Below are 25870 nucleotides of genomic sequence, written 5' to 3'. Positions count from 1 at the left end.
CAGCAGGGAGCGCGTGACGTGCGGCCTATCGGCAGCAAGTACCTGCTCGAGGAGCCGCTCGGCCGCGGCGCCACGGGCACCGTCTGGCGAGCCCGCCAGCGGGAGACGGCGGGCGCCGAGGCGGCCGTGCCCGGCCAGCCCGGCGAGACCGTGGCGATCAAGGTCCTGAAGGAGGAGCTGGCCAACGACGCGGACATCGTGATGCGCTTCCTGCGCGAGCGGTCCGTGCTGCTCCGGCTCACCCACCCCAACATCGTGCGCACCCGCGACCTGGTCGTCGAGGGCGATGTCCTCGCGCTCGTCATGGACCTCGTCGAGGGCCCCGACCTGCACCGGTACATCAGGGACAGCGGCCCGCTCACCCCGGTCGCCGCCGCCCTCCTGACCGCCCAGATCGCCGACGCGCTCGCCGCGAGCCACGCCGACGGCGTCGTCCACCGCGACCTGAAGCCGGCCAACGTCCTGCTCGCCGAGCAGGGCGGCCAGATGCACCCGATGCTGACCGACTTCGGCATCGCGCGCCTCGCGGACTCCCCGGGACTGACCCGCACCCACGAGTTCGTGGGCACGCCCGCGTACGTGGCGCCGGAGTCCGCCGAGGGCCGTCCGCAGACCTCCGCCGTCGACATCTACGGCGCCGGCATCCTGCTCTACGAGCTGGTCACCGGCCGGCCCCCGTTCGCCGGCGGCACCGCCCTTGAGGTCCTGCACCGGCACCTCAGCGAGGAGCCGCGCCGGCCCTCGACCGTCCCGGGGCCGCTGTGGACGGTCATAGAGCGCTGCCTCAGCAAGGACCCCGAGCGCCGGCCCAGCGCCGTCAACCTCGCGCGCGGTCTGCGCGCGGTCGCCGCGGGCATCGGCGTGCACTCCACGCCCGCCCAGATCGAGGCGGCCGAGGGCGTCGGGGCGCTCCTCGCCCCGGACCCCGCGCCCGCGCCCGTGCCGGAGACCCCGGGCGCCGCCGACCCGACCCAGGTCCTGCCCAGCGGCGGGACGCCCCCGCGGTACGACCCGGCCGGCGCCACCAGTGTCATGCCGACCAGCGGTCCGGGCGGCGCCGCCGACCCCACGGCCGTCATGCCCCCCGTGCCGTCGCAGCCGCCGCAGTCCGGGCAGGGCGCGCAGTCCGAGGAGCCGCACCCCTGGCAGAGCCAGCTGCGCCAGGTCCGCGACCGCAACGAGCAGACGCAGGTCCAGTACCTGGACCCGGCTCAGGACCCGCTGCGCCGCCGCCCCCAGCGGCAGCCGCAGCAGCAGCCCCCGCAGGACCAGCGGCCCGGCCAGTACGGGCAGGGCCAGCAGGGCCAGCAGGGCCAGTACGGCCAGCAGCCGCCGCCGTACCAGCAGCAGCGGCCCGCCCCCCAGCGGCCGCAGCAGCCGTACCCGCCGCAGCACCAGCAGCAGCACCAGCCCCAGCAGTACGCGCCGCCGCCGCCCGCCCCGCAGCAGTACGCGCAGCCCCAGCAGCAGTACACCCCGCCGCAGCCGCCGCCCCAGGCCCCGGCGCCGCGCCCGCCGCGTCAGCGCAGCGCCAACCCGGTGCGGATCCCCGGCCTCGGCTGCCTCAAGGGCTGCCTGATCATGATCGTGCTGTTCGTGGTCGCGGGCTGGCTGATCTGGGAGCTCACCCCGCTCCAGGACTGGATCGCCGAGGGCAAGAGCTACTGGGAGGCCATCGGCGACGGCATCTCGACGGTGACCGACTGGGTCTCCACGATCGGCGACGCCGCCGACTCCACGGGTACTACCGGCGGTACGCCGGGGCAGTGACCCGGGCGGGAGCGGCAATACTGCCGATTTATCGACTTCCGAGGGGTGATTTCCCCTCGGAAGTGACGTCCGGCGGCTCCGGACGCGTAACTTTGCACGCGAACCGCAGCCGCTGAGGGAGCAGTCTTGGCACGGAACATCGGCAGCCGCTACACCACCCACCAGATCCTGGGGCGGGGCAGTGCAGGAACGGTGTGGCTCGGCGAGGGCCCCGAGGGGCCCGTCGCCGTCAAACTGCTGCGCGAGGACCTGGCCTCCGACCAGGAGCTCGTCGGCCGCTTCGTCCAGGAGCGGACCGCCCTGCTCGGCCTCGACCACCCCCGGGTGGTCAAGGTCCGCGACCTCGTCGTCGACGGCAACGACCTGGCCCTCGTCATGGACCTGGTCCGCGGCACCGACCTGCGCACCCGCCTCGACCGCGAGCGGCGGCTCGCCCCCGAGGCGGCCGTCGCGATCGTCGCCGACGTCGCCGACGCCCTCGCCGCCGCGCACGCGGCCGGAATCGTCCACCGGGACGTCAAGCCGGAGAACATCCTGCTCGACATGGAGGGCCCGCTCGGCCCCGGCGGCGCCCACCCCGCCCTCCTCACCGACTTCGGCGTCGCCAAACTGATCGACACCCCCGGCCGCACCAAGGCCACCCGGATCATCGGCACCCCCGACTACCTCGCCCCCGAGATCGTCGAGGGCCTCCCGCCGCGCGCGGCCGTCGACATCTACGCGCTCGCGACCGTCCTGTACGAGCTGCTCGCGGGCTTCACCCCGTTCGGCGGCGGCCACCCCGGCGCCGTCCTGCGCCGCCACGTCACCGAGACCGTCGTGCCGCTGCCCGGCATCCCCGAGGAGCTGTGGCAGCTGGTCGTCCAGTGCCTCGCGAAGGCCCCGGCCTCCCGGCTGCGCGCCTCCGAGCTCGCCACCCGCCTCCGGGACGTCCTGCCGATGCTCAAGGGCATCCCGCCGCTCGACGTGGACGAGCCGGACGCCGAGCCCGCGCAGGAGCCGTACGAGGAGGACACGTACGCGACCGCCACGGGCGCCGGGGAGCCCGGCCCGCGCCGCGCCGCCGTCCCGCTCGTCCCCGGCGCCTCCGCCGACTCCAACCGCGACACCCACACCTCCATGCGGGTCCCGGCGCCCGACGAGCTCTCCGGCGGCCCCCTGGGCACGGCCCGCGCGCCGCGCCCGGCGGGCGCCCGCAGACCCGGCTCGGCCCGGCACAAGGCCGGGGCGGTCCGCAAGCGCCGGATCACGCTCACCATCGCGGCGGTCGTCGTCGCGGGAGCGCTCGGCGCCGGCGGCTACCTCGCGGCCTCCGGGGACGCCGAAGGCCCGCCGCAGGACTCCAAGCAGTCCTCGCTGCCGTAGGAAGGGCGGCGAGCCGTTACGCTGGACGCGTGGCAGTCGTCGATGTATCCGAAGAGCTGAAGTCCCTCTCCTCGACCATGGGGTCGATCGAGGCCGTCCTGGACCTCGAGAAGCTGAGGGCCGACATCGCCGTGCTCGAAGAGCAGGCCGCGGCCCCGTCCCTGTGGGACGACCCGGAGGCGGCGCAGAAGATCACGAGCAAGCTTTCGCACCTCCAGGCCGAGGTCCGCAAGGCCGAGACCCTGCGCGGGCGCATCGACGACCTCGCGGTGCTCTTCGAGCTCGCCGAGGAGATGGACGACCCGGACACCCTCGCCGAGGCCGAGGCGGAGCTCACCTCCGTCCGCAAGGCCCTCGACGAGATGGAGGTCCGCACCCTCCTCTCCGGCGAGTACGACGAGCGCGAGGCACTGGTCAACATCCGCGCCGAGGCCGGCGGCGTCGACGCCTCCGACTTCGCCGAGCGGCTCCAGCGCATGTACCTGCGCTGGGCCGAGCGGCACGGCTACTCGACCGAGGTCTACGAGACCTCGTACGCGGAAGAGGCCGGCATCAAGTCGACCACCTTCGTGGTGAAGGCGCCGTACGCCTACGGCACGCTCTCCGTCGAGCAGGGCACCCACCGGCTGGTCCGCATCTCGCCCTTCGACAACCAGGGGCGTCGCCAGACCTCCTTCGCGGGCGTCGAGATCCTCCCGGTCGTCGAGTCCTCCGACCACGTCGAGATCGACGAGTCCGAGCTGCGCGTCGACGTCTACCGCGCCTCGGGCCCCGGCGGCCAGGGCGTCAACACCACCGACTCGGCCGTGCGCATCACGCACCTCCCGACCGGCATCGTGGTCTCCTGCCAGAACGAGCGCTCCCAGATCCAGAACAAGGCGAGCGCGATGAACGTCCTCCAGGCCAAGCTGCTGGAGCGCCAGCGCCAGGAGGAGCGGGCCAAGATGGACGCCCTGAAGGACAGCGGCAGCTCCTGGGGCAACCAGATGCGCTCGTACGTCCTGCACCCGTACCAGATGGTCAAGGACCTCCGTACGGAGTTCGAGGTCGGCAACCCGCAGTCCGTCCTGGACGGCGAGATCGACGGCTTCCTGGAGGCGGGCATCCGCTGGCGCAAGCAGCAGGAGAAGTAACCCCGGCACACGGCACGTTCGGGCCCCGCACCTCACGGTGCGGGGCCCGTCGTCGTTCCGCGCGGCCGGCTCCGTCCGCCGAGCGGATTCGCTGCCGCAAGCGGAACAGGGGCCGTACGGACGCTTTGTCGACAAGGGAACTGGCGTCACGGGGCCCGGAGTTCCGGGTTTACGTCACAGTTGCATCCCCGCATGCGGGGCAAGTAATGATCTTTCGGACATCGCACGCGCAACGACCTTGACGCTTCATCGGAAACTCGGAAGGGTGACGTACTGGCATGCGCATTTCTGGGGTGCGTGCGAACGGGGGCAGGTCCATCAGTGCACCGCCCCTGTCCCGGGCCCCGAGCGCTGCCCCATGACGAGATGAGCTACTGGGGGTAGCAGCCAGATGACCAAGCAGATGCGAATCCGTGTCGCGCGCATCGCCGCCGGCGCGGTGATCGCCGCCGGCGCGTCGCTCACGGCGGCGGGCGCGGCCCAGGCCGTGGGCGCCTTCGGTGACGAAGACCCGACCCCGGTTCCCACGTGCATCCCGGGGACCGCCGGGTGTGAGGACACGCCTCCGCCGGTGACCACGCCGCCGGTGACTCCGCCGGTGACGACCCCGCCGGTGACCACGCCGCCGGTGACGACGCCTCCGGTGACGACTCCGCCGGTGACCACGCCGCCGGTGACGACCCCGCCGGTGACCACGCCGCCGGTCACCAAGCCGCCGGTGACGACCCCGCCGGTCGAGACCGTCCCGCCGACCACGGCCCCGGGCCCGGGCGAGACCACCAAGCCCGGCTCGACCCAGCCGCCGACCGTCCCCGGTGACGACAGCACCGACGACGCCGGCACCTGCACCGTCGACCTCGACGGCGCCGAGTGCGTCGACAACGGCAACAGCAACACCGACACCAACAACGCCGGCTCGCAGCCCGTGCAGCAGGGTCAGGCCAAGGAGGAGCTCGCCGAGACCGGTGCGGCCGAGACCACGTTCCTGATCATCGGCGCCGCGACCATGATCGCCGGTGGCGTCGGCTTCCGCATGCTGCCGCGTCTCGTCGGCGGCGGTCGTACCGCCGTCTGATCCAGGCGCGTACAGGCACGACGAAGGGCCGGGGAGCTTCTCCCCGGCCCTTCGTCGTCGTTCCGGCTCGTGTGGTCGCGCGGCCCTGCTAGACCGTACGGACCGCCGCGAGCAGCGCGATCGCGGCCAGCAGGGCGATCGCCAGCGTCAGCAGCATCGCGGGGGACAGGCCCTGGGGGGTCAGTCGCTCCCGGTTCGCGCGGCAGACGGGGCAGCGGCCCTCGGCGACCGGGGCCGCGCAGTTGGCGCACACCAGTCGGTCATAGGTCATGCGCTCTCCTCCTCCCGCACGGGGCTCACACCCAGGACAACGTCCGGTGCGGTCCGGACGTTCCCCCTACCACTGTGCCAGCTCGGCGGCGTTTCGGCGCGCCCCACCGGGTTCCCCCCGTTCCGTCCCGGAGGGCGAAAAGGATAAACCTCGCAAGCCAGGACCGCGACTGCGCGGGCCTACCCCGTTCGCGTAAGGTCACGCACACCTACTCCCGGCCGACCGTGGTGCATTCGTGATCCGATTCGACAACGTCTCCAAGTCCTATCCGAAGCAGAACCGCCCCGCGCTCCGGGATGTCTCCCTGGAGATCGAGAAGGGGGAGTTCGTCTTCCTCGTCGGTTCCTCCGGCTCCGGAAAGTCGACTTTCCTGCGGCTGCTCCTCCGTGAGGAGCGCGCCAGCCACGGCCAGGTGCACGTCCTCGGCAAGGACCTGGCCCGGCTCTCCAACTGGAAGGTGCCGCACATGCGGCGGCAGCTCGGCACCGTCTTCCAGGACTTCCGGCTCCTCCCCAACAAGACCGTCGCCGAGAACGTGGCCTTCGCCCAGGAGGTCATCGGCAAGCCGCGCGGCGAGATCCGCAAGGCCGTGCCGCAGGTGCTCGACCTGGTCGGACTCGGCGGCAAGGAGGACCGGATGCCGGGCGAGCTCTCCGGTGGTGAGCAGCAGCGCGTCGCCATCGCCCGCGCCTTCGTCAACCGCCCGATGCTGCTGATCGCGGACGAGCCCACCGGCAACCTCGACCCGCAGACCTCGGTCGGCATCATGAAGCTGCTCGACCGCATCAACAGGACAGGGACCACCGTCGTCATGGCGACCCACGACCAGAACATCGTCGACCAGATGCGCAAGCGCGTCATAGAGCTGGAGAAGGGCCGCCTCGTCCGTGACCAGGCGCGCGGCGTCTACGGATACCAGCACTGAGCAGGTAGGGGACAGAACACACCATGCGCGCTCAGTTCGTGCTCTCCGAGATCGGCGTCGGTCTCCGGCGCAATCTCACGATGACGTTCGCCGTCATCATCTCCGTGGCCCTCTCGCTCGCCCTGTTCGGCGGTGCGCTGCTCATGCGCGAGCAGGTCAGCACGATGAAGGACTACTGGTACGACAAGGTCAACGTCTCCATCTACCTCTGCACCAAGGCCGACGCCGCCTCGGCGACGGGCAAGTGCGGCAAGGGCGCGGTCACGGCCCAGCAGAAGGAGCAGCTCGAGGCCGACCTGAAGAAGATGGACATCGTCGAGACCGTCTACTACGAGTCGGCCGACGAGGCGTTCAAGCGGTACAAGGAGCAGTACGGCGACACCGCCATCGCCTCCGTCATCACGCCGGACCAGATGCCCGAGTCGTTCCGGGTGAAGCTGAAGGACCCGGAGAAGTACAAGGTCGTCGCCACCGCCTTCGCGGGGCGTGACGGCGTCCAGTCGGTCCAGGACCAGCGGGACATCCTGCAGAACCTCTTCGACCTGATGAACGGCATGAACATCGCCGCCCTCGGCGTCATGGGGCTGATGCTGGTCATCGCGCTGATGCTGATCGTGAACACCGTCCGGGTCTCGGCGTTCAGCCGCCGCCGCGAGACGGGCATCATGCGGCTCGTCGGCGCGTCCAGTTTCTACATCCAGATGCCGTTCATCATGGAGGCCGCGTTCGCCGGACTCCTGGGCGGTGCGGTCGCCTGCGTGCTGCTGCTGGCCGGCCGGTACTTCCTGATCGACCACGGCATCGCCCTCGCGGACAAGATGCAGCTGGTCAACTTCATCGGCTGGGACGCGGTCCTCGCGAAGCTCCCCCTGGTGATCGCCATCGGGCTGCTGATGCCCGCCGTGGCCGCCTTCATCGCGCTGCGCAAGTACCTGAAGGTGTGAGAAGACACCCCTGTGAAGGGATGGCGTCGTCCGGGTAAAGCCCGTGCGGCGCCATCGCCTTGTCCTAGAGTGGGCGCCATGCCGGCCGGCACCGCACCCTTCTGTATCCGGCCCCGCGGAGTGCTCCGTGGGGCCGTTCTGACGTTGGTCTTCGCCGGAGTGCTCGCCACCGCCGCCGCGACCGGATCACTGCCCCGGCAGGAGTCCGCCGACGGCCCCGCGGGGGCCTCCGCGCGCGCGGGCGGCCCGGACCCCGACGGGACGACCGTCGACCGGGCGGCGCTGAGCCGGGCCGCCGCCGCGGCCATGGCCGACGGGAAGTCCGGCAAGAAGGCCGCCGAGGAGTTCGTCAGCCGCAGCGGGGACCGCTGGGGCGCGGTGTACGACAAGAAGGAGTACGCCGAGTTCGAGGAGGCCCTCGACGGCGCCTACACGGGCGTGGGCCTCTCCGCGGGCCGGGCCGCCGCGGGCCGGGTCCGGGTGACCCGGGTGCAGACCGGCGGCCCCGCCGAGCGGGCCGGGCTGCGGGCCGGCGACCGGCTCGTCGCCGTCGACGGACGCCCGGTCGACGGGCTCTCGGTCTCCGAGGTCGTCGCCCTGCTGCGCGGCGACGGGGTGCCCGGCACGGCCGTCGCCCTCCGGGTCGAGCGCGGCCGCGCCGCCTGGACCCAGACCCTGCGCAGGGCCCGGCTCGCCACCGACCCGGTCACGGTCCGCCGGCTCGACGACGGGACGCTGCTCATCAAGGTCGCCGCCTTCACCAAGGGCGCGGGCGCCCGGGTGCGGGACGCGGTACGGGCCGCCCCGGCCGGCGCCGGTGTCCTGCTGGACCTGCGGGGCAACGCGGGCGGCCTGGTCGCGGAGGCCGCCGTCGCCGCCTCCGCCTTCCTCGACGGCGGTCTGGTCGCCACGTACGACGTGGAGGGCGAGCAGCGGGCCGTGTACGCCGAGGGCGGCGGCGACACCGGCAGGCCGCTGGTGGCGCTGATCGACGGCGGCACGATGAGCGCGGCGGAGCTGCTCACCGGGGCGCTGCAGGACCGGGGCCGGGCGGTCACGGTCGGTTCGCGGACCTTCGGCAAGGGGTCGGTCCAGATGCCCAGCACGCTGCCGGACGGCTCCGTCGCCGAACTGACCGTCGGCCACTACCGCACCCCGGCCGGTCACGCGGTGGACGGCCGCGGCATCACCCCGGACCTGACGGCCGGGAAACGGGCGGAGGAGCGGGCGATGACGGTATTGAGTGGCCTCGGAGGGGGCTCCTAGTGCGAAAATGACCGCACTATGGCAAAGGGACTCGTGAACGTGCAGGGCAAGCCTGCCAAGAAGAACCAGGACAAGGCGCCCGAGCGCAAGATGATCGCGCAGAACAAGAAGGCGCGCCACGACTACCACATCATCGACACCTACGAGTGCGGTGTGGTGCTCATGGGCACCGAGGTGAAGTCGCTGCGGATGGGCCGCGCCTCGCTGGTCGACGGCTTCGTGCAGATCGACAACCATGAGGCGTGGCTGCACAGCATCCATGTGCCCGAGTACATGCAGGGCAGCTGGACGAACCACTCGGCGAAGCGGAAGCGCAAGCTCCTGCTGCACCGCGAGGAGATCGACAAGCTGGAGGCGAAGTCGCAGGAGACGGGTCACACGATCGTGCCCCTCGCGCTGTACTTCCTGAACGGCCGGGTCAAGGTCGAGATCGCGCTCGCCAAGGGCAAGAAGGAGTTCGACAAGCGTCAGACGCTGCGGGAGAAGCAGGACACCCGCGAGACCAACCGGGCCATCGCGGCGGCCAAGCGCCGGCAGCGGGCGGCCCAGGCGGGGTAGCGGCGCGGTCGCGGGTAATACGCTGGCGACAGCCCCCGTCGGTCACGTACGATGGGCCGTGCCTGCTCCGCAAGGGGTGCGCACTTTGAAAAATCAACATGGGGATGATCGGTTTCGACAGCGGATACCGATGCAGAGGAAGCGTGTCGAGGAAGCGGCAATGATCTCGTAAACCATATGTCGCAACCAATAATCGCCAACTCCAAGAGCGATAACTCCCGCTTCGCCCTCGCTGCCTAATTTTAGGTAACGACAAGAAGCCTCTGTGAGGAGCGTCAGCCCGGGGGTGGTCCCGACCCGGATCCTGGCGTCATCAAGGGATCTAAACCTCTAGCCCCGGTCACGGGGGTTGGAGGGAAATCAAACAGTGACTGAGCCCGTCGGAGACTTGTCCGCGTGATCTCCGGGGCTGAGAAACTCGTAGCGGACTGCACACGGAGAAGCTCTGCTTCCGTACCGTTGGACGCGGGTTCGATTCCCGCCATCTCCACCGAGCGTCCGAGGGGGCCCGCCCCGCCCGGACACCTCATCCCATGTGGGCGAAGGCCCGGCAGTCACTGGACTGCCGGGCCTTCGTCATGCCCGGCCGCCCACCCGGTTCGTCGCGCAGAGGGTCAGTGCCAGGGCCGCCGCGGCGGCCGGGACGAGGAAGCCGAAGGCGGCGAAGGGGGCGTGGTCGGCGGCCCAGCCGCCGGTGGCCGAGCCGGCCGCGATGCCGCCGAGGAGGGCGGTCACGGCCAGGGTCATCCCCTCGTTGAGCTGGGACGCCGGAGTCAGCCGCTGCACCAGGGCCATCCCCGTCACCATCGTCGGGGCCGTCGCCATGCCCGCCACGAGGAGCCCGCCCGCGAGGGCGAGCAGCGAGCCCGTCGAGGCGGTGAGCAGCGGCAGCGTCATCAGGACCGTCATCGCGGCCAGACAGGTGCGGAGCCGGACCGTGCGCCGGGCATGGCCGTAGAGGAGGCCCGCAGCGCAGGAGCCGGCCGCCTGGAGGGCCAGCACCGGTCCGGCGGCCGGACCGTCCACGTACGCCAGGGTGACCACCTCGAGGGAGCCGAAGACCGCGCCGGTGGCGAGGAAGACCGCGAGCAGCGGGGCCACGCCGGGGATCCGCAGCGGGGAGCCCGCGCCGGTGCGCGGCTCGACCGGCGGTTCGGTCGAGCGCTGGGCGGCGAAGACCAGCACGCCGCCGAGGAAGAGGGCGGCGCCGGCGAGGGTGCCCGCCTCGGGGAAGAGGGCCGAGCAGAGCACCGCGGCGACGACCGGGCCGAGCATGAAGCAGAGCTCGTCGGTGGCCTGCTCGAAGGCGTTGGCGGTGTGCAGGGCGTCCCGGTCGCCCTTGAGGAGGTGGGCCCAGCGGGCCCGGGACATGCCGCCGGTGTTGGGGGAGGTGGCGGTGAGCGCGGCGGTGGCGAACAGCGCCCAGACGGGCGCCTTCTGATGGACGCACAGCGCCGTGACGAGGTGGCCGAGGACGGCGTACGCGGTGGCGGGGACGGCGATCCTCGCCTGGCCGTACCGGTCGACGAGCCGGGCGATCCAGGGAGCGGTGAGGGCGCCGGCGGCCATGCCGGTGGCGGTCACGCCCCCGGCGAGGGCGTACGAGTCGTAGGCCGCCGCGATCATGATCACGGCGCTGACGCCGAACATGCCCATGGGCAGCCGTGCGATCAGGTTCCCGGCCGTGAAGCCGCGGGCGCCGGGGACGGAGAAGAGGCGGAGGTAGGGGTTGCGGGGAGCGGGAGCGGGAGCGGGAGCGGGGACGGGGGCGCGCGGGTCGCGGTACCGGGGGGCGAGGGCCGGGCCCGCCGGGGTGAGGGTGAGGTCCGGGTGAGGCATGGCACCAGGTTCGAGGGCGGGGCCCGCGGCGGTCCAACACCTGTTCGGTGGCCATTCACGCACCTGTGTTGTTGAATGCGGCGGTGTCCACCGCCTCCCGTGACGTCGACCCCCGCCTGCTCCGCGCCTTCACCGCCGTCGCCGACGAGCTGCACTTCACCCGCGCCGCCGCCCGGCTGTACGTCGCCCAGCAGGCCCTCAGCCGCGACATCCGCCGCCTCGAACGCGAGCTGGGCGCCGAACTCTTCGTACGGACCACCCGGCAGGTCTCCCTCACCCCCGACGCCGAACGCCTTCTCCCGTACGCGCGGCGGGTGCTTGCCGCCCACGAGGAGCTGACCGAGGCCTTCCGCGGCGCGCCCCGGCCGCTCCTCGTCGACCTCAACAGCCCCGGCCTCGCCCCCGAGGAGGTCCTCGTCCGGGCCCGTGAACTCGCCCCCGACCAGGAGCTGATGGCCCGCTACGAGAGCGGACTCACCGGCGCCGTACGGGAGATCCTCGCCGGCCGGATCGACACCTCCTTCGGCCGGTACGGCGGACTCGACCCGGCGCTCCGGGCGCGGCTCGGCACCCAGTTCGTGCGGTACGAGCGGATGGCCGTGATCCTCCCCGAGGACCACCCGCTCGCCGGCCTGCCCGAGGTGCCCCTCGACCGGCTCGCCGGGGAACGGGTCTACGCGGGCGCGGGCAACGACCGCACGCCCGAGTGGACCGACCTCGCGGCCCGGCTCTTCGCCGGCCGCGGCATCGCGATCGCCCCGCCCGCGCCGCTCGCGGTCGGCAAGGAGGAGTTCGGCCGGATCATGGCCAAGCACCGCACCCCCGTCCTCGCCGTCGTCGACTTCCCGGCCATGCCGGGCTGTGTGCTCCGGCCGCTCGTCGACCCCGTACCCCTGTCACCCGTGAGCCTGGTGTGGCGCAAGGGGCTGCGTCACCCGGGCCTTGACGCGCTGCGGGCCGCCGCCGCCGAGATCGGGGCGCGGGAGGGCTGGCACACCCGGCCGCCCGGCTCCTGGCTGCCGGAGGGGGAACCGGGGCTGCCGGGGGCGTGAGCGGGCGCTGTCGGGGTTGTGAGCGGGCGCCGCCGGGGGCGTGAGCCCCGTGCGCTCACAGGAGCGTCGCGCTCCGGGTGAGAGCAAGGTTCCGTCCCCGTCACCTCACGGCACCGGGCCGAAACGCGGCCTCCCTAGCGTCGGGGGACAGGTGGACCGGGGCTGTGGACGCCCCAGGACCCGACACCCGCGGAGGTACGACATGGGCGGCGGCCGGTGGATCGAACAGTGGGAGCCGGAGGACGAGACCTTCTGGCGCGAGAAAGGGGAACGGATCGCACGGCGGAACCTGCTCTTCTCCGTCATCTCCGAGCACATCGGCTTCTCCGTCTGGAGCCTGTGGTCCGTCATGGTCCTCTTCATGGGCCCGCAGTACGGCGTCGACCCGGCCGGCAAGTTCTTCCTGATCGCGACCGCGACCTTCGTCGGCGCGCTGATCCGCGTCCCGTACACCTTCGCCGTCGCCCGCTTCGGCGGCCGTAACTGGACGGTCTTCAGCGCCCTGCTGCTCCTGCTGCCCATCGGCCTCGCCTTCGCGGTCATGGAGCCGGGGACCTCGTACACCACCCTCGTCCTGGTGGCCGCGCTCACCGGCGTCGGCGGCGGCAACTTCGCCTCCTCCATGACCAACATCAACGCCTTCTTCCCGCTCCGGAAGAAGGGCTGGGCGCTCGGACTCAACGCCGGCGGCGGCAACATCGGCGTCCCCGTCGTCCAGCTCGTCGGCCTCCTCGTCATCGGCACCGCCGGCGCCATGCACCCCCGGATCGTGCTCGGCGTCTACCTGCCGCTCGTCGTCGTCGCCGCCCTCTGCGCCGCCCTCTTCATGGACAACCTCGCCCCCGTCAGGAACGACACCGGCGCCGCGAAGGAGGCCGTGAAGGCCCGCCACACCTGGATCATGGCCTTCCTCTACATCGGCACCTTCGGCTCCTTCATCGGCTACAGCTTCGCCTTCGGACTCGTCCTCCAGACCCAGTTCGGCCGCACCCCCCTCCAGGCCGCCTCCCTCACCTTCATCGGCCCGCTGCTCGGCTCCCTCATCCGGCCCGTCGGCGGCTCCCTCGCCGACCGGCACGGCGGCGCCCGCATCACCCTGGGCACGTTCGCCGCGATGGCCCTCGCGACCGGCGTCGTCATCTACGCGTCCGTGATCGAGTCCCTCGCCGTCTTCCTCGTCGGCTTCATCGGACTCTTCGTCCTCAGCGGCCTCGGCAACGGCTCCACGTACAAGATGATCCCCGCGATCTTCCTCGCCCAGGGGCACCGCAAGGGCCTCGCAGGAGACACCGCGGAGGCGTACGGACGGCGGCTCTCCGGCGCCGCCATGGGGCTCATCGGAGCGGTCGGCGCGATCGGCGGCCTCGGCATCAACCTCGCCTTCCGGCAGTCCTTCCAGACCTCCGGCAGCGGCACGGCCGCCTTCGTCGCCTTCCTCGTCTTCTACGCGGCCTGCATGCTGGTCACCTGGGCGGTATACCTTCGGGGCCCGGCCGCCGTACCGTCGAACGCCCGGGCCGTCACCGAGCCGGAGCCCCGGCCCGGCTACGCGAAGGTGTGACGTCCGATGCCCGGCGCGGACCGTAACGATCAGGAAATACGGGCGAACCGAGACCGTCACGCGTCACCGTCAGGCTCTGACCTCATGGACGAGCAGCAAGAACACGGCCCCGCCGGCCCCCTCGCCGGCTTCACGGTCGGCGTCACCGCGGCGCGGCGCGCGGACGAACTCATCGCGCTGCTGCGCCGGCGCGGCGCGGCCGTCGTCCACGGCCCCGCCCTGCGGATCGTGCCCCTCGCGGACGACACCGAACTCCTCGCCGCCACCAAGGAACTCATCGCCCACGCCCCGGACGTCGTCGTCGCCACCACGGCGATCGGCTTCCGGGGCTGGGTCGAGGCGGCGGAGGGCTGGGGGTACGGGGAGGACCTGCTCGCCGTCCTGCGGGACGTCGAACTCCTCGCCCGGGGACCCAAGGTCAAGGGCGCCGTACGGGCCGCCGGACTCACCGAGTCCTGGTCACCCGGCTCCGAGTCCATGGCCGAGGTCCTCGACCGGCTCCTCGCCGAAGGCGTCGACGGGCGCCGGATCGCGCTCCAGCTGCACGGCGAGCCGCTGCCCGGCTTCGTCGAGGCGCTCACCGCCGGTGGCGCCGAGGTCGTCGGCGTCCCCGTCTACCGCTGGATGCCGCCCGAGGACACCGGCCCCCTCGACCGGCTCCTCGACGCGATCCTCTCCGGCGGGCTCGACGCCGTCACCTTCACCAGCGCCCCCGCCGCCGCCTCGCTGTTCGCCCGGGCCGCGGAGAAGGGCGTACGGGACCGGCTCGTCGCCGCACTCCGGCACGACGTGCTCTCGGTGTGCGTCGGGCCCGTGACGGCGCTGCCGCTCCAGGCCGAGGGCATCGACACCCGCGCCCCCGAACGGTTCCGGCTCGGGCCGCTCGTCCAGCTCCTGTGCACGGAGCTGCCCGCACGGTCCCGGGTCCTGCCCGTGGCCGGGCACCGGGTCGAGGTCCGCGGCCACGCCGTACTCGTCGACGGCGTCCTGCGGCCCGTCCCGCCCGCCGGAATGGCCCTCCTCGGCCTCCTCGCCCGCCGCCCCGGCTGGGTGGTCTCCCGCGCGGACCTGCTGCGCGCGCTGCCGGGAGCCGGACGGGACGAGCACGCGGTGGAGACGGCGATGGCCCGGCTCCGCTCGGCGCTCGGCACGCCGAAGCTGATCCAGACGGTGGTGAAGCGCGGCTACCGCCTGTCCCTCGACGCGACGCCGGACACCACCTACGACGGGTGACCCCGGCCGCCCGCCCCCTCCGTACGGCCCCCGCGTGCGTGACCCGCCTGACACGGCGGTGTCCGGTGGCGTACGCTCGACGGCTGCCCAGTGCACGTCAGAAGGGGGCCTTAGGTGGCCGCGCAGGAAGCCGTGGACACGGTCAGAGACCGTGAGATCGGTGTCGAGCAGGAGCATCTCGATCACGTCTACCGCCGACTGGAGGAGAAGATCCACGAGGCGGAGTTCCTGATGAACGACGCCGCCCAGCGCGGCCAGGTCGGCACGCCCGGCGCTCTCGCCGAGCGCGACGCGCAGGTCTTCCGGGCCGGCATCCACCTCAACCGGCTCAACAACGAGTTCGAGGACTTCCTCTTCGGCCGGATCGACCTGCTGGAGGGGAAGGACGGCAAGAAGGGGCCCGACGGCGCCTACACCTCCGTCGAGCCCGCCGAGCACGCCGTACGGCCGGACAACACCGCCGAGATCGGCGAGACCCTCCACATCGGCCGGATCGGCGTCCTGGACTCCGACTACGCGCCGCTGGTCATCGACTGGCGCGCCCCCGCCGCCGCGCCCTTCTACCGGTCCACGCCGGTCGACCCCGGCCGGGTCGTACGGCGCAGGGTCATCCGTTCCAAGGGCCGCCAGGTCCTCGGCGTCGAGGACGACCTGATGCGCCCCGAGCTGCGGGCCACCCTCGGCGGGCGCGAGCTGCCCGTCATCGGCGACGGCGCGCTGATGGCCGCCCTCGGACAGGCCCGCAGCCACACCATGCGGGACATCGTGTCCTCCATCCAGGCCGAGCAGGACCTGGTCATCCGGGCGCCCGCCGCCTCCGTGACATACGTCGAGGGCGGGCCCGGCACCGGGAAGACGGCCGTCGCCCTGCACCGGGCCGCCTACCTGCTCTACCAGGACCGGCGGCGGTACGCGGGCGGCATCCTGATCGTCTCCCCGACGCCGCTCCTCGTCTCCTACACCGAGGGGGTGCTGCCCTCCCTGGGGGAGGAGGGGCAGGTCGCCATCCGCGCCGTCGGCAGTCTCGTCGACGGGGCCGAGGCCACCGCGTACGACGATCCGGCCGTCGCCCGGATCAAGGGTTCCTCCCGGATGCTCCACGTGCTCCGCAAGGCCGCCCGCGGAGCCCTGGAGACCCCGGCGCCCAAGGTCCAGCCCGAGCTGGGCGAGGAGGACGCGCCGGCCCCGGCCGGCACTCCCACCCGGCTCCGCGTGGTCGCCTTCGGCCGCCGTCTGGAGCTGGAGGCCGACGACCTGCGCCGCATCCGGCACAGCGTCCTCGGCGGCACCGCCCCCGTCAACCTGCTGCGCCCGCGCGCCCGCCGGCTGCTCCTCGACGCGCTGTACGCCAAGTCGGGCGCGGCCGGCCGGCACAGCGACCCCGAGCTCGCCGCCGAACTGCGGTCCTCCTTCGACGAGGACGTGTCGACGGAGGACGCGTTCCTGGGGTTCCTCGACGCCTGGTGGCCCGAGCTCACCCCCCGGCAGGTCCTCGACGCCATGGCCGACGAGCGGCGGCTCGGCCGCTGGGCCCGCCGCATCCTGAACCCGGGCGAGGTGCGGCGGCTGGCCCGGTCGCTGCGGCGCCGGGAGCTGTCCGTGCACGACGTGGCCCTCCTCGACGAGCTGCACACCCTGCTGGGCGCCCCGGCCAGGCCGAAGAAGCGCCGGGAGTACGACCCGCTGGACCAGCTCACGGGTCTGGAGGAGCTCATGCCCGTACGGGAGGAGACCCAGCGGGAACGGGCCGAGCGGCTCGCCGCCGAGCGCACCGAGTACGCGCACGTGATCGTCGACGAGGCGCAGGACCTCACGCCCATGCAGTGGCGGATGGTGGGCCGGCGCGGCCGGCACGCCACCTGGACGGTGGTCGGCGACCCGGCGCAGTCCTCCTGGTCGGACCCGGACGAGGCGGCCGAGGCCCGTGACGAGGCGCTCGGCTCCCGGCCGCGGCGCCGCTTCGAGCTGACCGTGAACTACCGGAACCCGGCGGAGATCGCCGAGCTCGCCGCCAAGGTGCTCACCCTGGCGATGCCCGGCAAGGAGTCGCCGCGTGCGGTCCGGTCCACGGGCGTGGAGCCCCGTTTCGTGCCGGTGGAGGAGACCGAAGGCAAGCCGGATCTGGCCGAAACCGTTCGGTCCGAGGCGCGGCTGCTCCTGGAGCGGGTCGAGGGCACGGTGGGCGTCGTCGTCGCGATGAACCGGCGCCAGGAGGCCGCCCGCTGGCTCGCCGAGCTGGGCGACCGGGTGGTGGCGCTCGGCTCCCTTGAGGCGAAGGGTCTGGAGTACGACGCCACGGTCGTCGTCTCGCCCGCGGAGATCGCGGACGAGTCCCCGGCCGGCCTGCGGGTGCTGTACGTGGCCCTGACCCGGGCGACGCAGCAGCTCACGGTGGTCGCGGCGGCGGCGGACATGCCGGACGACGCGGGGGTTCCGGACCTGCTGCGGGACTGACCGGGCCTGGCCGTGGTCTGGCCGCGGCTGGACCACGGCCTGACTGGGCTGACCCGGGCTGCCGGGCGAGGGCTGATTTCAGGTCAACCTGTGGCGCTGGAATCACCACGCAGGGTGGTTTGTTAGCCTTGTCGTGGCACCGGCTCGATCCAAGCCCCCGGGCCCAACCTTCGTCCCTCAGAGGGACCACTTGCCGCGAGGCGAGCATGGCGGGTCGGTGCCACTTAGATGTACGTACGAAGTTGAGGTCCCCGTCACCGCTGGTGACGGGGACCTCTTCTGTTTCCCCAGAGGTTCTCGTATGGTGGAAACTACTTTCCGAAAACAAAATGACCGCATTACCTGCTACCGGCAGGTAGGTGCGACCATCGGAGGGCGCCGCCGGGCAACCAGCCGGGGCGGCGTAGCAACGAAGCTCAGGGAAAGCAGAGGAACTCGGCCATGGCAACGGCGCCCAGCGTCTCGTACTCGATGACGGTCCGGCTGGAGGTTCCCGCGAGCGGAACCGCGGTCTCCCAGCTCACCACGGCGGTGGAGTCCCACGGCGGATCCGTCACCGGCCTCGACGTGACCGCCTCCGGCCACGAGAAGCTCCGCATCGACGTCACCATCGCCGCGACCTCCACCGCGCACGCCGACGAGATCGTCGCCCAGCTGCGCACCATCGAGGGCGTCGTCCTCGGCAAGGTCTCCGACCGTACGTTCCTGATGCACCTCGGCGGCAAGATCGAGATGGCGTCCAAGCACCCCATCCGCAACCGTGACGACCTCTCCATGATCTACACCCCGGGCGTCGCCCGCGTGTGCATGGCGATCGCCGAGAACCCCGAGGACGCCCGCCGCCTCACCATCAAGCGCAACACCGTCGCGGTCGTCACCGACGGCTCCGCCGTCCTCGGCCTCGGCAACATCGGCCCGATGGCCGCGATGCCCGTCATGGAGGGCAAGGCGGCCCTATTCAAGCGCTTCGCCGACATCGACGCCTGGCCGATCTGCCTCGACACCCAGGACACCGACGAGATCGTCGCGATCGTCAAGGCGATCGCCCCCGGCTTCGCGGGCATCAACCTGGAGGACATCTCCGCGCCCCGCTGCTTCGAGATCGAGGCCCGGCTCCGCGAGGCCCTCGACATCCCGGTCTTCCACGACGACCAGCACGGCACCGCCATCGTCGTCCTCGCCGCCCTGACCAACGCGCTCCGCGTGGTCAACAAGGGCATCGGCGACGTACGGGTCGTCATGTCCGGTGCGGGCGCCGCCGGTACGGCCATCCTGAAGCTCCTGCTGGCCGCGGGCGTCAAGCACGCCGTCGTCGCCGACATCCACGGCGTCGTGCACGCCGGCCGTGAGGACCTGGTGGCCGCCCCGGCCGACTCGCCGCTGCGCTGGATCGCCGACAACACCAACCCCGAGGGCGTCACCGGCACCCTCAAGCAGGCCGTGGTCGGCGCGGACGTCTTCATCGGCGTCTCGGCCCCGAACCTGCTCGGCGCGGAGGACGTCGCCGCGATGGCGGACGACGCGATCGTGTTCGCGCTCGCGAACCCCGACCCGGAGGTCGACCCGGCCGCCGCCCGCCAGACGGCCGCCGTCGTCGCCACCGGCCGCTCGGACTTCCCGAACCAGATCAACAACGTGCTGGTCTTCCCGGGTGTCTTCCGCGGCCTCCTGGACGCCCAGTCCCGTACGGTCAACACGGAGATGATGCTGGCGGCCGCCACGGCCCTCGCCGGCGTCGTCTCCGAGGACGAGCTGAACCCGAACTACATCATCCCGTCGGTCTTCAACGACAAGGTCGCGGGCGCGGTCGCCGGAGCCGTGCGCAACGCGGCCAAGGCGGCGGCCGGCGGCCAGGCGCCCACCGGGCGCTGACGGCGCGTCGCGATTCGCGGAGGCGTAAACCCGCCTTTAGGGTTGCTTTTCGGCTCCGCGTGGTTTTCGCGGAGTCGACGACACGTCACCACCACGGGGCTCCGGCGCTTTTCGTGTGACCCCAGGGGGTGCCGGATTGGCGTTCCCGCCGCTGGTGGGGGCAGGATGCGTGTTTGGGCGCGAGGGTCTGTCATTAGACCCGGGTCCGGGGACTGTCCGAAGGCCCTGGCAGCATCGGCTTCGCTGTACCCAATCACGCGGCTTCCGCCGCGTGGCACGCCTCACAGGCAAGAAGAACACGGGAGTAACAACATGAACCGCAGTGAGCTGGTGGCCGCCCTGGCCGACCGCGCCGAGGTGACCCGCAAGGACGCCGACGCCGTGCTGGCCGCTCTCGCCGAGACCGTCGGTGAGGTCGTCGCCAAGGGCGACGAGAAGGTCACCATCCCCGGCTTCCTGACCTTCGAGCGCACCCACCGTGCCGCTCGCACCGCTCGTAACCCGCAGACCGGCGACCCGATCGACATCCCGGCCGGCTACAGCGTGAAGGTCTCCGCGGGCTCGAAGCTCAAGGAAGCCGCCAAGGGCAAGTAAGGCAGCCTAGAGGCGACGAAAGGGCGGCCACCCTGTCAGGGGGTGGCCGCCCTTTCGTATGGCCGTGTGCGGGCCCCTCAGGGCCCGCACACGCCTCAGACCAGCGCGCTGCCGGGGAGCTCGACCTTGGCGCCGAGCTCGACGAGCTTCTCCATGAAGTTCTCGTAGCCGCGGTTGATCAGCTCGATGCCGTGCACCCGGGAGGTGCCCTGGGCCGCGAGCGCCGCGATCAGGTACGAGAAGCCGCCGCGCAGGTCGGGGATGACCAGGTCGGCGCCCTGCAGCTTCGTCGGGCCGGACACGACCGCCGAGTGCAGGAAGTTCCGCTGGCCGAAGCGGCAGTCGGAGCCGCCGAGGCACTCGCGGTACAGCTGGATGTGGGCGCCCATCTGGTTGAGCGCGGAGGTGAAGCCGAGCCGGGACTCGTACACCGTCTCGTGGACGATGGAGAGGCCGGCGGCCTGCGTCAGGGCCACCACCAGCGGCTGCTGCCAGTCCGTCTGGAAGCCGGGGTGCACGTCCGTCTCCAGGTGGATCGCGTTGAGCGAGCCGCCCGGGTGCCAGAAGCGGATGCCCTCGTCGTCGATCTCGAAGGCGCCGCCGACCTTCCGGTACGTGTTGAGGAAGGTCATCATCGAGCGCTGCTGGGCGCCGCGCACGTAGATGTTGCCCTCGGTCGCCAGCGCCGCGGACGCCCAGGAGGCCGCCTCCAGGCGGTCCGGGAGCGCCCGGTGGGTGTAGCCGTCGAGCTTGTCGACACCGGTGATCCGGATGGTCCGGTCGGTGTCCATGGAGATGATCGCGCCCATCTTCTGCAGCACGCAGATGAGGTCCTCGATCTCGGGCTCCACGGCGGCGTTCGACAGCTCGGTGACGCCCTCGGCGAGCACCGCCGTGAGCAGCACCTGCTCGGTCGAGCCGACGGAGGGGTACGGCAGCCGGATCTTGCAGCCGCGGAGCCGCTGCGGGGCCTCCAGGTACTGCCCGTCCGCCCGCTTCTCGATGGTGGCGCCGAACTGGCGCAGCACGTCGAAGTGGAAGTCGATGGGCCGGCCGCCGATGTCGCAGCCGCCCAGGCCCGGGATGAAGGCGTGGCCGAGGCGGTGCAGCAGCGGGCCGCAGAAGAGGATCGGGATGCGCGACGAACCGGCGTGGGCATCGATGTCAGCCACGTTGGCGGACTCGACGTGCGTCGGGTCGAGGACGAGCTCGCCGGGCTCCTCGCCCGGGCGGACCGTCACTCCGTGCAGCTGGAGCAGCCCGCGGACGACGCGGACGTCACGGATGTCGGGCACGTTGCGCAGGCGGCTCGGTCCGCTGCCGAGCAGGGCGGCGACCATCGCCTTGGGCACGAGGTTCTTCGCGCCGCGGACGCGGATCTCGCCCTCCAGCGGGGTTCCGCCATGGACGAGCAGTACATCATGGCTGTCTGTGCCGGTCATGAATCTCGCGTTCCGGAGTCGTCGGTCGGGTGGCCAGTGAAAAGGGTAAGGGGCCATGAGACCTCTCTTGGCGGCTCCGGGGGGCCTGTCAGATGTAATGAATTCGGCACAACACCCTCTGTTCCCGAGATCTTGCGGAGCGTCACCGTCCGCTTCGGCGGCCGGGACGGCCGACCGGCCCCTCCCGGCCACGGCGCCCCGACCCGCCGATCCGTGAGGGTCACCGAGCTGATCTGCGAAGGACGGCGATCCGCTCCGCGGCGGTCGGCGACTTCCCGCCATCACGCCCCGCCGGGCCGCCGACGGCCCCCACGAACGCCGAAGATGCGGGATCATGTGTCGCATGACCGAGGTGTCCTCGCTCACAGGACGGCTGCTCGTCGCGACGCCCGCCCTCGCGGACCCGAATTTCGACCGCGCGGTGGTGCTGCTGCTCGACCACGACGACGAGGGCTCGCTCGGCGTGGTCCTGAACCGGCCGACGCCGGTGACCGTCGGCGACATCCTCGCCCCCTGGGCCGGACTCGCCGGCGAACCCGACGTCGTCTTCCAGGGCGGCCCCGTCTCGCTCGACGCGGCGCTCGGCGTCGCCGTGATCCCCGGCGACGAGGGCCCGCTCGGCTGGCGCAGGGTGTACGGGGCGATCGGCCTGGTCGATCTGGAGACCCCGCCCGAGCTGCTCGGACCCGCCCTCGGTTCGCTGCGGATCTTCGCCGGGTACGCCGGCTGGGGCCCCGGCCAGCTGGAGTCCGAGCTCGGTGACGGCGCCTGGTACGTCGTGGAGTCGGAGCCCGGCGACGTCTCCTCGCCGCGCCCCGAGACGCTCTGGCGCCAGGTGCTCCGCCGGCAGCGCGGCGAGCTGGCGATGATCGCGACGTACCCGGACGACCCGTCCCTGAACTGAGGTCCCGGGTTCAGTACCCTTGGCGGTTATGAGCACTCTCGAGCCCGAGCGCGGGGCAGGTACGGGAACCCTCGTCGAGCCGACGCCGCAGGTGTCCCACGGTGACGGCGACCACGAGCGCTACGCCCATTACGTCCAGAAGGACAAGATCATGGCGAGCGCCCTGGACGGCACGCCCGTCGTGGCGCTGTGCGGAAAGGTCTGGGTGCCGGGGCGCGACCCCAAGAAGTACCCGGTCTGTCCGATGTGCAAGGAGATCTACGACTCCATGGGCGCCGGCGGTGGCGACAAGGACAAGGGCGGCAAGGACAAGTAGTCCGGTCCTGACGCCGGGACGGCCCCCGTCACGCGTACTTCGGTACGTGTGACGGGGGCCGTTTCGCGTCTGAGTGGTCGAGACCTCTTGTCTGGTCGGCGGAGACGCGCCTAACCTCACGCGTGTTGTGCAGCGCGAAACGGTCGTTGCACATGCTGCAACGCACGCACTTGGAGGGGAACGCCATGAAACTTCCTGCCCGCGTCACCGCCCCGGCCGCCGCACTCCTGCTGGCCGGCCTGACCGCCACCGCCTGCGCACCCCAGACCTCCGACGGCAAGGCCACCACCGACGAGAAGACCGGCACCCTGCGCGTCTGGCTCTTCCAGGAAGTCGGCAACAAGCCCAAGGAACAGGTCGTCGACCAGGCCGTCGCCGCCTTCGAGAAGCAGCACCAGGGCGCCGAGGTCGAGGTCGAGTACATCCCCGTCGAAACCCGCGCCCAGCGCGTCAAGGCCGCCTTCAACGACCCCAAGTCGGCGCCCGACCTCATCGAGTACGGCAACACCGACACCGCCGGATACGTCAAGGACGGCGGACTCGCCGACATCAGCGCCGAGTTCGCCGCCTGGGACGAGGCCAAGGACACCGACCCCACCGCCAAGCAGTCCGTCACCGTCGGCGGCAAGGTCTACGGCGCCCCCCTCTTCGTCGGCGTCCGCGCCCTCTACTACCGCACCGACGTCTTCAAGGAACTCGGCCTCACCGCCCCCAAGAGCCAGGCCGTACTCGTCTCCACCGCCAAGAAGATCCGCAAGGCCAGGCCCGAGCTGTACGGCATAGCCGTCGGCGGCGCCTACACCTACGGCGCCATGCCCTTCGTCTGGGCGGCCGGCGGCGAACTCGCCACCGCGAACGGCGACACGTACAAAGCCGCCGTCAACAGCGAGGCCGCCCGCACCGGCATCAGCACCTACACCTCGCTCTTCGGCGACGACAACTGCCCCGCCGCCAAGTGCGCCCAGATGGGCGGCAACGCCACCGTCACCGCCTTCGCCTCCGGCAAGGCCGCCATGGCCATCGGCGGCGACTTCAGCCACGCCGCCGTCGAAGCCGGCACCGTCAAGGGCAAGTACGCCGTCGTCCCGCTGCCCGGCACCACCCCCGGCTCCATCGCCCCCGCCTTCGCCGGCGGCAACAACATCGGCGTCCTCAAGAGCACCTCGCACCGCAGCCTCGCCGTCGACCTCCTCAAGTCCCTCACCGGCAAGGAGACCCAGGGCAGGCTCTTCGACGCGATGGGCTTCCTCCCCACGTACACCGACGTCCGGACCGCGGCCGCCCGGCGCCAGCCCTTCGTGAAGCCCTTCATCGACACCCTCGGCGCGGGCGCCAAGTTCGTCCCGGCGTCCCCCGGCTGGGGCCAGATCGACGCCTCCCTCGTCCTGCCCACGATGTTCCAGGAGGTCGTCAGCGGCCGGAAGGACGTCAAGACGGCGGCCGACGACGCCGCGAAGAAGATGGACGCCGTCTTCGCCCCGGCGGGCTGAGCGGCATGACGACCCAGCTCACCGCCACCGGGAAGCCGCCGGGCGCCACCGCGCCCCCGGCCGCCCGGCCCGCCCGCCGCGCCGGCCCCCGGGGCCACCGCCCGTGGACCCCCTGGCTCTACCTCCTGCCCGCCCTCGCCGTCCTCGGCGGACTCCTCGTCTACCCCGTCTACCAGCTTGGCCTGATCTCCTTCCTGGAGTACACCCAGGCCCAGGTCAGCGGCGGCGAACCCACCTCCTTCAAGGGCTTCGGCAACTACACGGCCCTCTTCGCCGACCCCCAGTTCTGGCAGGTCCTCCTCGCCACCGTCCTCTTCGCCGCCGCCTGCGTCCTCACCACGCTCGCCGTCGGCTGCGCCCTCGCCGTACTCCTCACCCGGGTACGCGCCCTGCCCCGCTTCGTCCTGATGATGGCCGCGCTCGGCGCCTGGGCCACGCCCGCGATCACCGGCTCCACCGTCTGGGTCTTCCTCTTCGACCCCGACTTCGGCCCGGTCAACAAGCTCCTCGGCCTCGGCGACTTCTCCTGGACCTACGGGCGGTACAGCGCCTTCGCCCTCGTCCTCCTCGAAGTCGTCTGGTGCTCCTTCCCGTTCGTGATGGTCACCGTCTACGCCGGCATCAAGGCCATCCCGTCCGAGGTCCTGGAGGCCGCCGCCCTCGACGGCGCCTCGCAGTGGCGGATCTGGCGCTCGGTCATGGCGCCGGTGCTCCGCCCGATCCTGGTCGTCGTCACGATCCAGTCGATCATCTGGGACTTCAAGGTCTTCACCCAGATCTACGTGATGACGAACGGCGGCGGCATCGCCGGCCAGAACCTCGTCCTCAACGTGTACGCCTACCAGAAGGCCTTCGCCTCCTCCCAGTACAGCCTGGGCTCGGCGATCGGCGTCGTCATGCTGCTCATCCTGCTGGCCGTGACGCTCGTCTACCTGCGGCTCCTGCGACGCCAGGGAGAAGAACTGTGACCGGCTTCCGTGTCCGGCGCCCCGGGCGGCTCGCCGCCGAGGCCGTCACCCTGCTCGTCGCGGCCGCCGTCGCCTTCCCGCTGTACTGGATGGTCCTCTCCGCCTTCAAACCGGCCGGCGAGATCCAGTCCACCGAACCCCGGCCGTGGACCCTCTCCCCGTCCCTCGACTCGTTCCGCCGGGTCTTCGAACAGCAGGACTTCGGCCGCTACTTCCTCAACTCGCTGATCGTGGCCGGCACCGTCGTCCTCGCCTCCGCGCTCATCGCCTTCCTCGCGGCGACGGCCGTCACCCGCTTCCGCTTCAGGTTCCGGACCACGCTCCTGATCATGTTCCTGGTCGCCCAGATGGTGCCGGTCGAAGCCCTCACCATCCCGCTGTTCTTCCTCATGCGGGACGCCGGCCAGCTCAACACCCTCGGCTCGCTGATCCTCCCGCACATCGCGTTCTCGCTGCCCTTCGCGATCTGGATGCTGCGCGGCTTCGTCAAGGCCGTCCCCGAGGCCCTGGAGGAACAGGCCCAGATCGACGGGGCGAGCCGCACCCGCTTCCTCTGGCAGATCCTCTTCCCGCTGGTCTTCCCCGGCCTCGTCGCCACCAGCGTCTTCTCGTTCATCTCGACCTGGAACGACTTCCTCTTCGCGAAGTCGTTCCTCATCAGCGACACCTCGCAGTCGACCCTCCCCATGGCGCTGCTCGTCTTCTTCAAGCCCGACGAGAACGACTGGGGCGGCATCATGGCGGGCTCGACCGTCATGACCGTCCCCGTGCTCGTCTTCTTCGTACTCGTACAGCGCCGCCTGGTCTCCGGACTCGGTGGGGCGGTGAAGGACTGACG

The 25870-nt window shown here is 71.7% G+C and carries 22 protein-coding genes and 1 other RNA gene; 20 read left to right on the top strand and 3 right to left on the bottom strand.

What is annotated here, in order from left to right; all coding sequences use genetic code 11:
- Positions 1-18: 18 nt before the first annotated feature.
- The 4 genes from DEJ43_RS13580 to DEJ43_RS13565 all read left to right on the top strand — a co-directional run bounded on the left by DEJ43_RS13580 (position 19) and on the right by DEJ43_RS13565 (position 5343).
- Complete coding sequence (locus tag DEJ43_RS13580; protein ID WP_015033936.1) at positions 19-1770, top strand: serine/threonine-protein kinase; 1752 nt, start codon at positions 19-21, stop codon at positions 1768-1770.
- Positions 1771-1896: 126 nt separating this feature from the next.
- Entirely contained in the window at positions 1897-3135 is a 1239-nt protein-coding gene (locus DEJ43_RS13575; protein WP_015033935.1) for a serine/threonine-protein kinase, read from the top strand.
- Positions 3136-3164: 29 nt separating this feature from the next.
- A complete protein-coding gene (gene prfB / locus DEJ43_RS13570; RefSeq protein ID WP_015033934.1) occupies positions 3165-4268 on the top strand; it encodes a peptide chain release factor 2 in 1104 nt (367 codons plus the stop codon).
- A gap of 391 nt (positions 4269-4659) precedes the next feature.
- Positions 4660-5343 (top strand): LPXTG cell wall anchor domain-containing protein, encoded by a 684-nt coding sequence (locus tag DEJ43_RS13565; protein WP_015033933.1) that lies wholly within the window; start codon positions 4660-4662, stop codon positions 5341-5343.
- A gap of 88 nt (positions 5344-5431) precedes the next feature.
- On the opposite strand, the gene DEJ43_RS13560 is transcribed toward DEJ43_RS13565, so the two are convergent.
- A complete protein-coding gene (locus DEJ43_RS13560; protein WP_015033932.1) occupies positions 5432-5614 on the bottom strand; it encodes a hypothetical protein in 183 nt (60 codons plus the stop codon).
- A 235-nt stretch (positions 5615-5849) separates the two neighbouring features.
- Between DEJ43_RS13560 and ftsE the strand changes: the two genes are divergently transcribed.
- From ftsE to ssrA, 5 genes are all read left to right on the top strand, one after another.
- On the top strand, positions 5850-6539 hold the full coding sequence (ftsE, locus tag DEJ43_RS13555; RefSeq protein WP_015033931.1) for a cell division ATP-binding protein FtsE: 690 nt from the start codon (positions 5850-5852) through the stop codon (positions 6537-6539).
- 23 nt (positions 6540-6562) lie between these two features.
- Positions 6563-7483, top strand: a complete 921-nt coding sequence (gene ftsX / locus DEJ43_RS13550) for a permease-like cell division protein FtsX (RefSeq protein WP_015033930.1) — start codon at positions 6563-6565, stop codon at positions 7481-7483.
- 78 nt (positions 7484-7561) lie between these two features.
- Positions 7562-8749: a S41 family peptidase gene (locus DEJ43_RS13545; RefSeq protein WP_015033929.1), complete on the top strand. Its 1188-nt coding sequence runs from the start codon at positions 7562-7564 to the stop codon at positions 8747-8749.
- Positions 8750-8767: 18 nt separating this feature from the next.
- Positions 8768-9307, top strand: a complete 540-nt coding sequence (gene smpB, locus DEJ43_RS13540) for an SsrA-binding protein SmpB (RefSeq protein WP_015033928.1) — start codon at positions 8768-8770, stop codon at positions 9305-9307.
- Positions 9308-9407: 100 nt separating this feature from the next.
- Positions 9408-9800, top strand: a transfer-messenger RNA (tmRNA) gene (gene ssrA / locus DEJ43_RS13535).
- 83 nt (positions 9801-9883) lie between these two features.
- Here ssrA and DEJ43_RS13530 read toward each other — a convergent pair.
- Positions 9884-11146, bottom strand: coding sequence for an MFS transporter (locus tag DEJ43_RS13530; RefSeq protein ID WP_233447951.1), 1263 nt, complete (start codon positions 11144-11146; stop codon positions 9884-9886).
- Positions 11147-11193: 47 nt separating this feature from the next.
- Between DEJ43_RS13530 and DEJ43_RS13525 the strand changes: the two genes are divergently transcribed.
- The 6 genes from DEJ43_RS13525 (at position 11194) to DEJ43_RS13500 (ending at position 19912) form a co-directional block, all read left to right on the top strand.
- Complete coding sequence (locus DEJ43_RS13525; RefSeq protein WP_015033926.1) at positions 11194-12198, top strand: LysR family transcriptional regulator; 1005 nt, start codon at positions 11194-11196, stop codon at positions 12196-12198.
- 202 nt (positions 12199-12400) lie between these two features.
- The gene (locus tag DEJ43_RS13520) at positions 12401-13759 is read left to right on the top strand and encodes a nitrate/nitrite transporter (RefSeq protein ID WP_015033925.1); all 1359 of its coding nucleotides are present in this window, start codon (positions 12401-12403) and stop codon (positions 13757-13759) included.
- Positions 13760-13843: 84 nt separating this feature from the next.
- Entirely contained in the window at positions 13844-14992 is a 1149-nt protein-coding gene (locus DEJ43_RS13515) for a uroporphyrinogen-III synthase (protein WP_041662440.1), read from the top strand.
- 114 nt (positions 14993-15106) lie between these two features.
- Positions 15107-17446 carry a HelD family protein gene (locus DEJ43_RS13510; RefSeq protein WP_015033923.1) on the top strand — a complete coding sequence of 780 codons (2340 nt, stop codon included), beginning with the start codon at positions 15107-15109 and terminating at the stop codon, positions 17444-17446.
- Between the two features lie 441 nt (positions 17447-17887).
- Positions 17888-19318: an NAD-dependent malic enzyme gene (locus DEJ43_RS13505; protein WP_015033922.1), complete on the top strand. Its 1431-nt coding sequence runs from the start codon at positions 17888-17890 to the stop codon at positions 19316-19318.
- Between the two features lie 312 nt (positions 19319-19630).
- Complete coding sequence (locus DEJ43_RS13500) at positions 19631-19912, top strand: HU family DNA-binding protein (RefSeq protein WP_015033921.1); 282 nt, start codon at positions 19631-19633, stop codon at positions 19910-19912.
- Between the two features lie 95 nt (positions 19913-20007).
- Here the strand turns inward: DEJ43_RS13500 and murA are convergent, their stop codons facing one another.
- The gene (gene murA / locus DEJ43_RS13495) at positions 20008-21354 is read right to left on the bottom strand and encodes a UDP-N-acetylglucosamine 1-carboxyvinyltransferase (RefSeq protein WP_015033920.1); all 1347 of its coding nucleotides are present in this window, start codon (positions 21352-21354) and stop codon (positions 20008-20010) included.
- A 343-nt stretch (positions 21355-21697) separates the two neighbouring features.
- On the opposite strand from murA, the gene DEJ43_RS13490 reads away from it, so the two are divergent.
- The 5 genes from DEJ43_RS13490 to DEJ43_RS13470 all read left to right on the top strand — a co-directional run bounded on the left by DEJ43_RS13490 (position 21698) and on the right by DEJ43_RS13470 (position 25868).
- Positions 21698-22258 (top strand): YqgE/AlgH family protein, encoded by a 561-nt coding sequence (locus DEJ43_RS13490; RefSeq protein ID WP_041662438.1) that lies wholly within the window; start codon positions 21698-21700, stop codon positions 22256-22258.
- Between the two features lie 28 nt (positions 22259-22286).
- The gene (locus DEJ43_RS13485; protein WP_015033918.1) at positions 22287-22574 is read left to right on the top strand and encodes a DUF3039 domain-containing protein; all 288 of its coding nucleotides are present in this window, start codon (positions 22287-22289) and stop codon (positions 22572-22574) included.
- A 185-nt stretch (positions 22575-22759) separates the two neighbouring features.
- A complete protein-coding gene (locus DEJ43_RS13480) occupies positions 22760-24064 on the top strand; it encodes an extracellular solute-binding protein (protein WP_015033917.1) in 1305 nt (434 codons plus the stop codon).
- Between the two features lie 5 nt (positions 24065-24069).
- Positions 24070-25032, top strand: a complete 963-nt coding sequence (locus DEJ43_RS13475; RefSeq protein ID WP_015033916.1) for a carbohydrate ABC transporter permease — start codon at positions 24070-24072, stop codon at positions 25030-25032.
- Positions 25029-25868 (top strand): carbohydrate ABC transporter permease, encoded by an 840-nt coding sequence (locus tag DEJ43_RS13470; RefSeq protein WP_015033915.1) that lies wholly within the window; start codon positions 25029-25031, stop codon positions 25866-25868. Before DEJ43_RS13475 ends, DEJ43_RS13470 begins: the two co-directional genes overlap by 4 nt.
- Positions 25869-25870 lie beyond the last annotated feature (2 nt).

The organism is Streptomyces venezuelae ATCC 10712, assembly GCF_008639165.1.
In the GTDB taxonomy this organism is placed as follows: Bacteria; Actinomycetota; Actinomycetes; order Streptomycetales; family Streptomycetaceae; genus Streptomyces; species Streptomyces venezuelae.
Note: the sequence above shows the minus strand (reverse complement) of the source record. Positions and strands in the feature narration are given on the sequence as shown.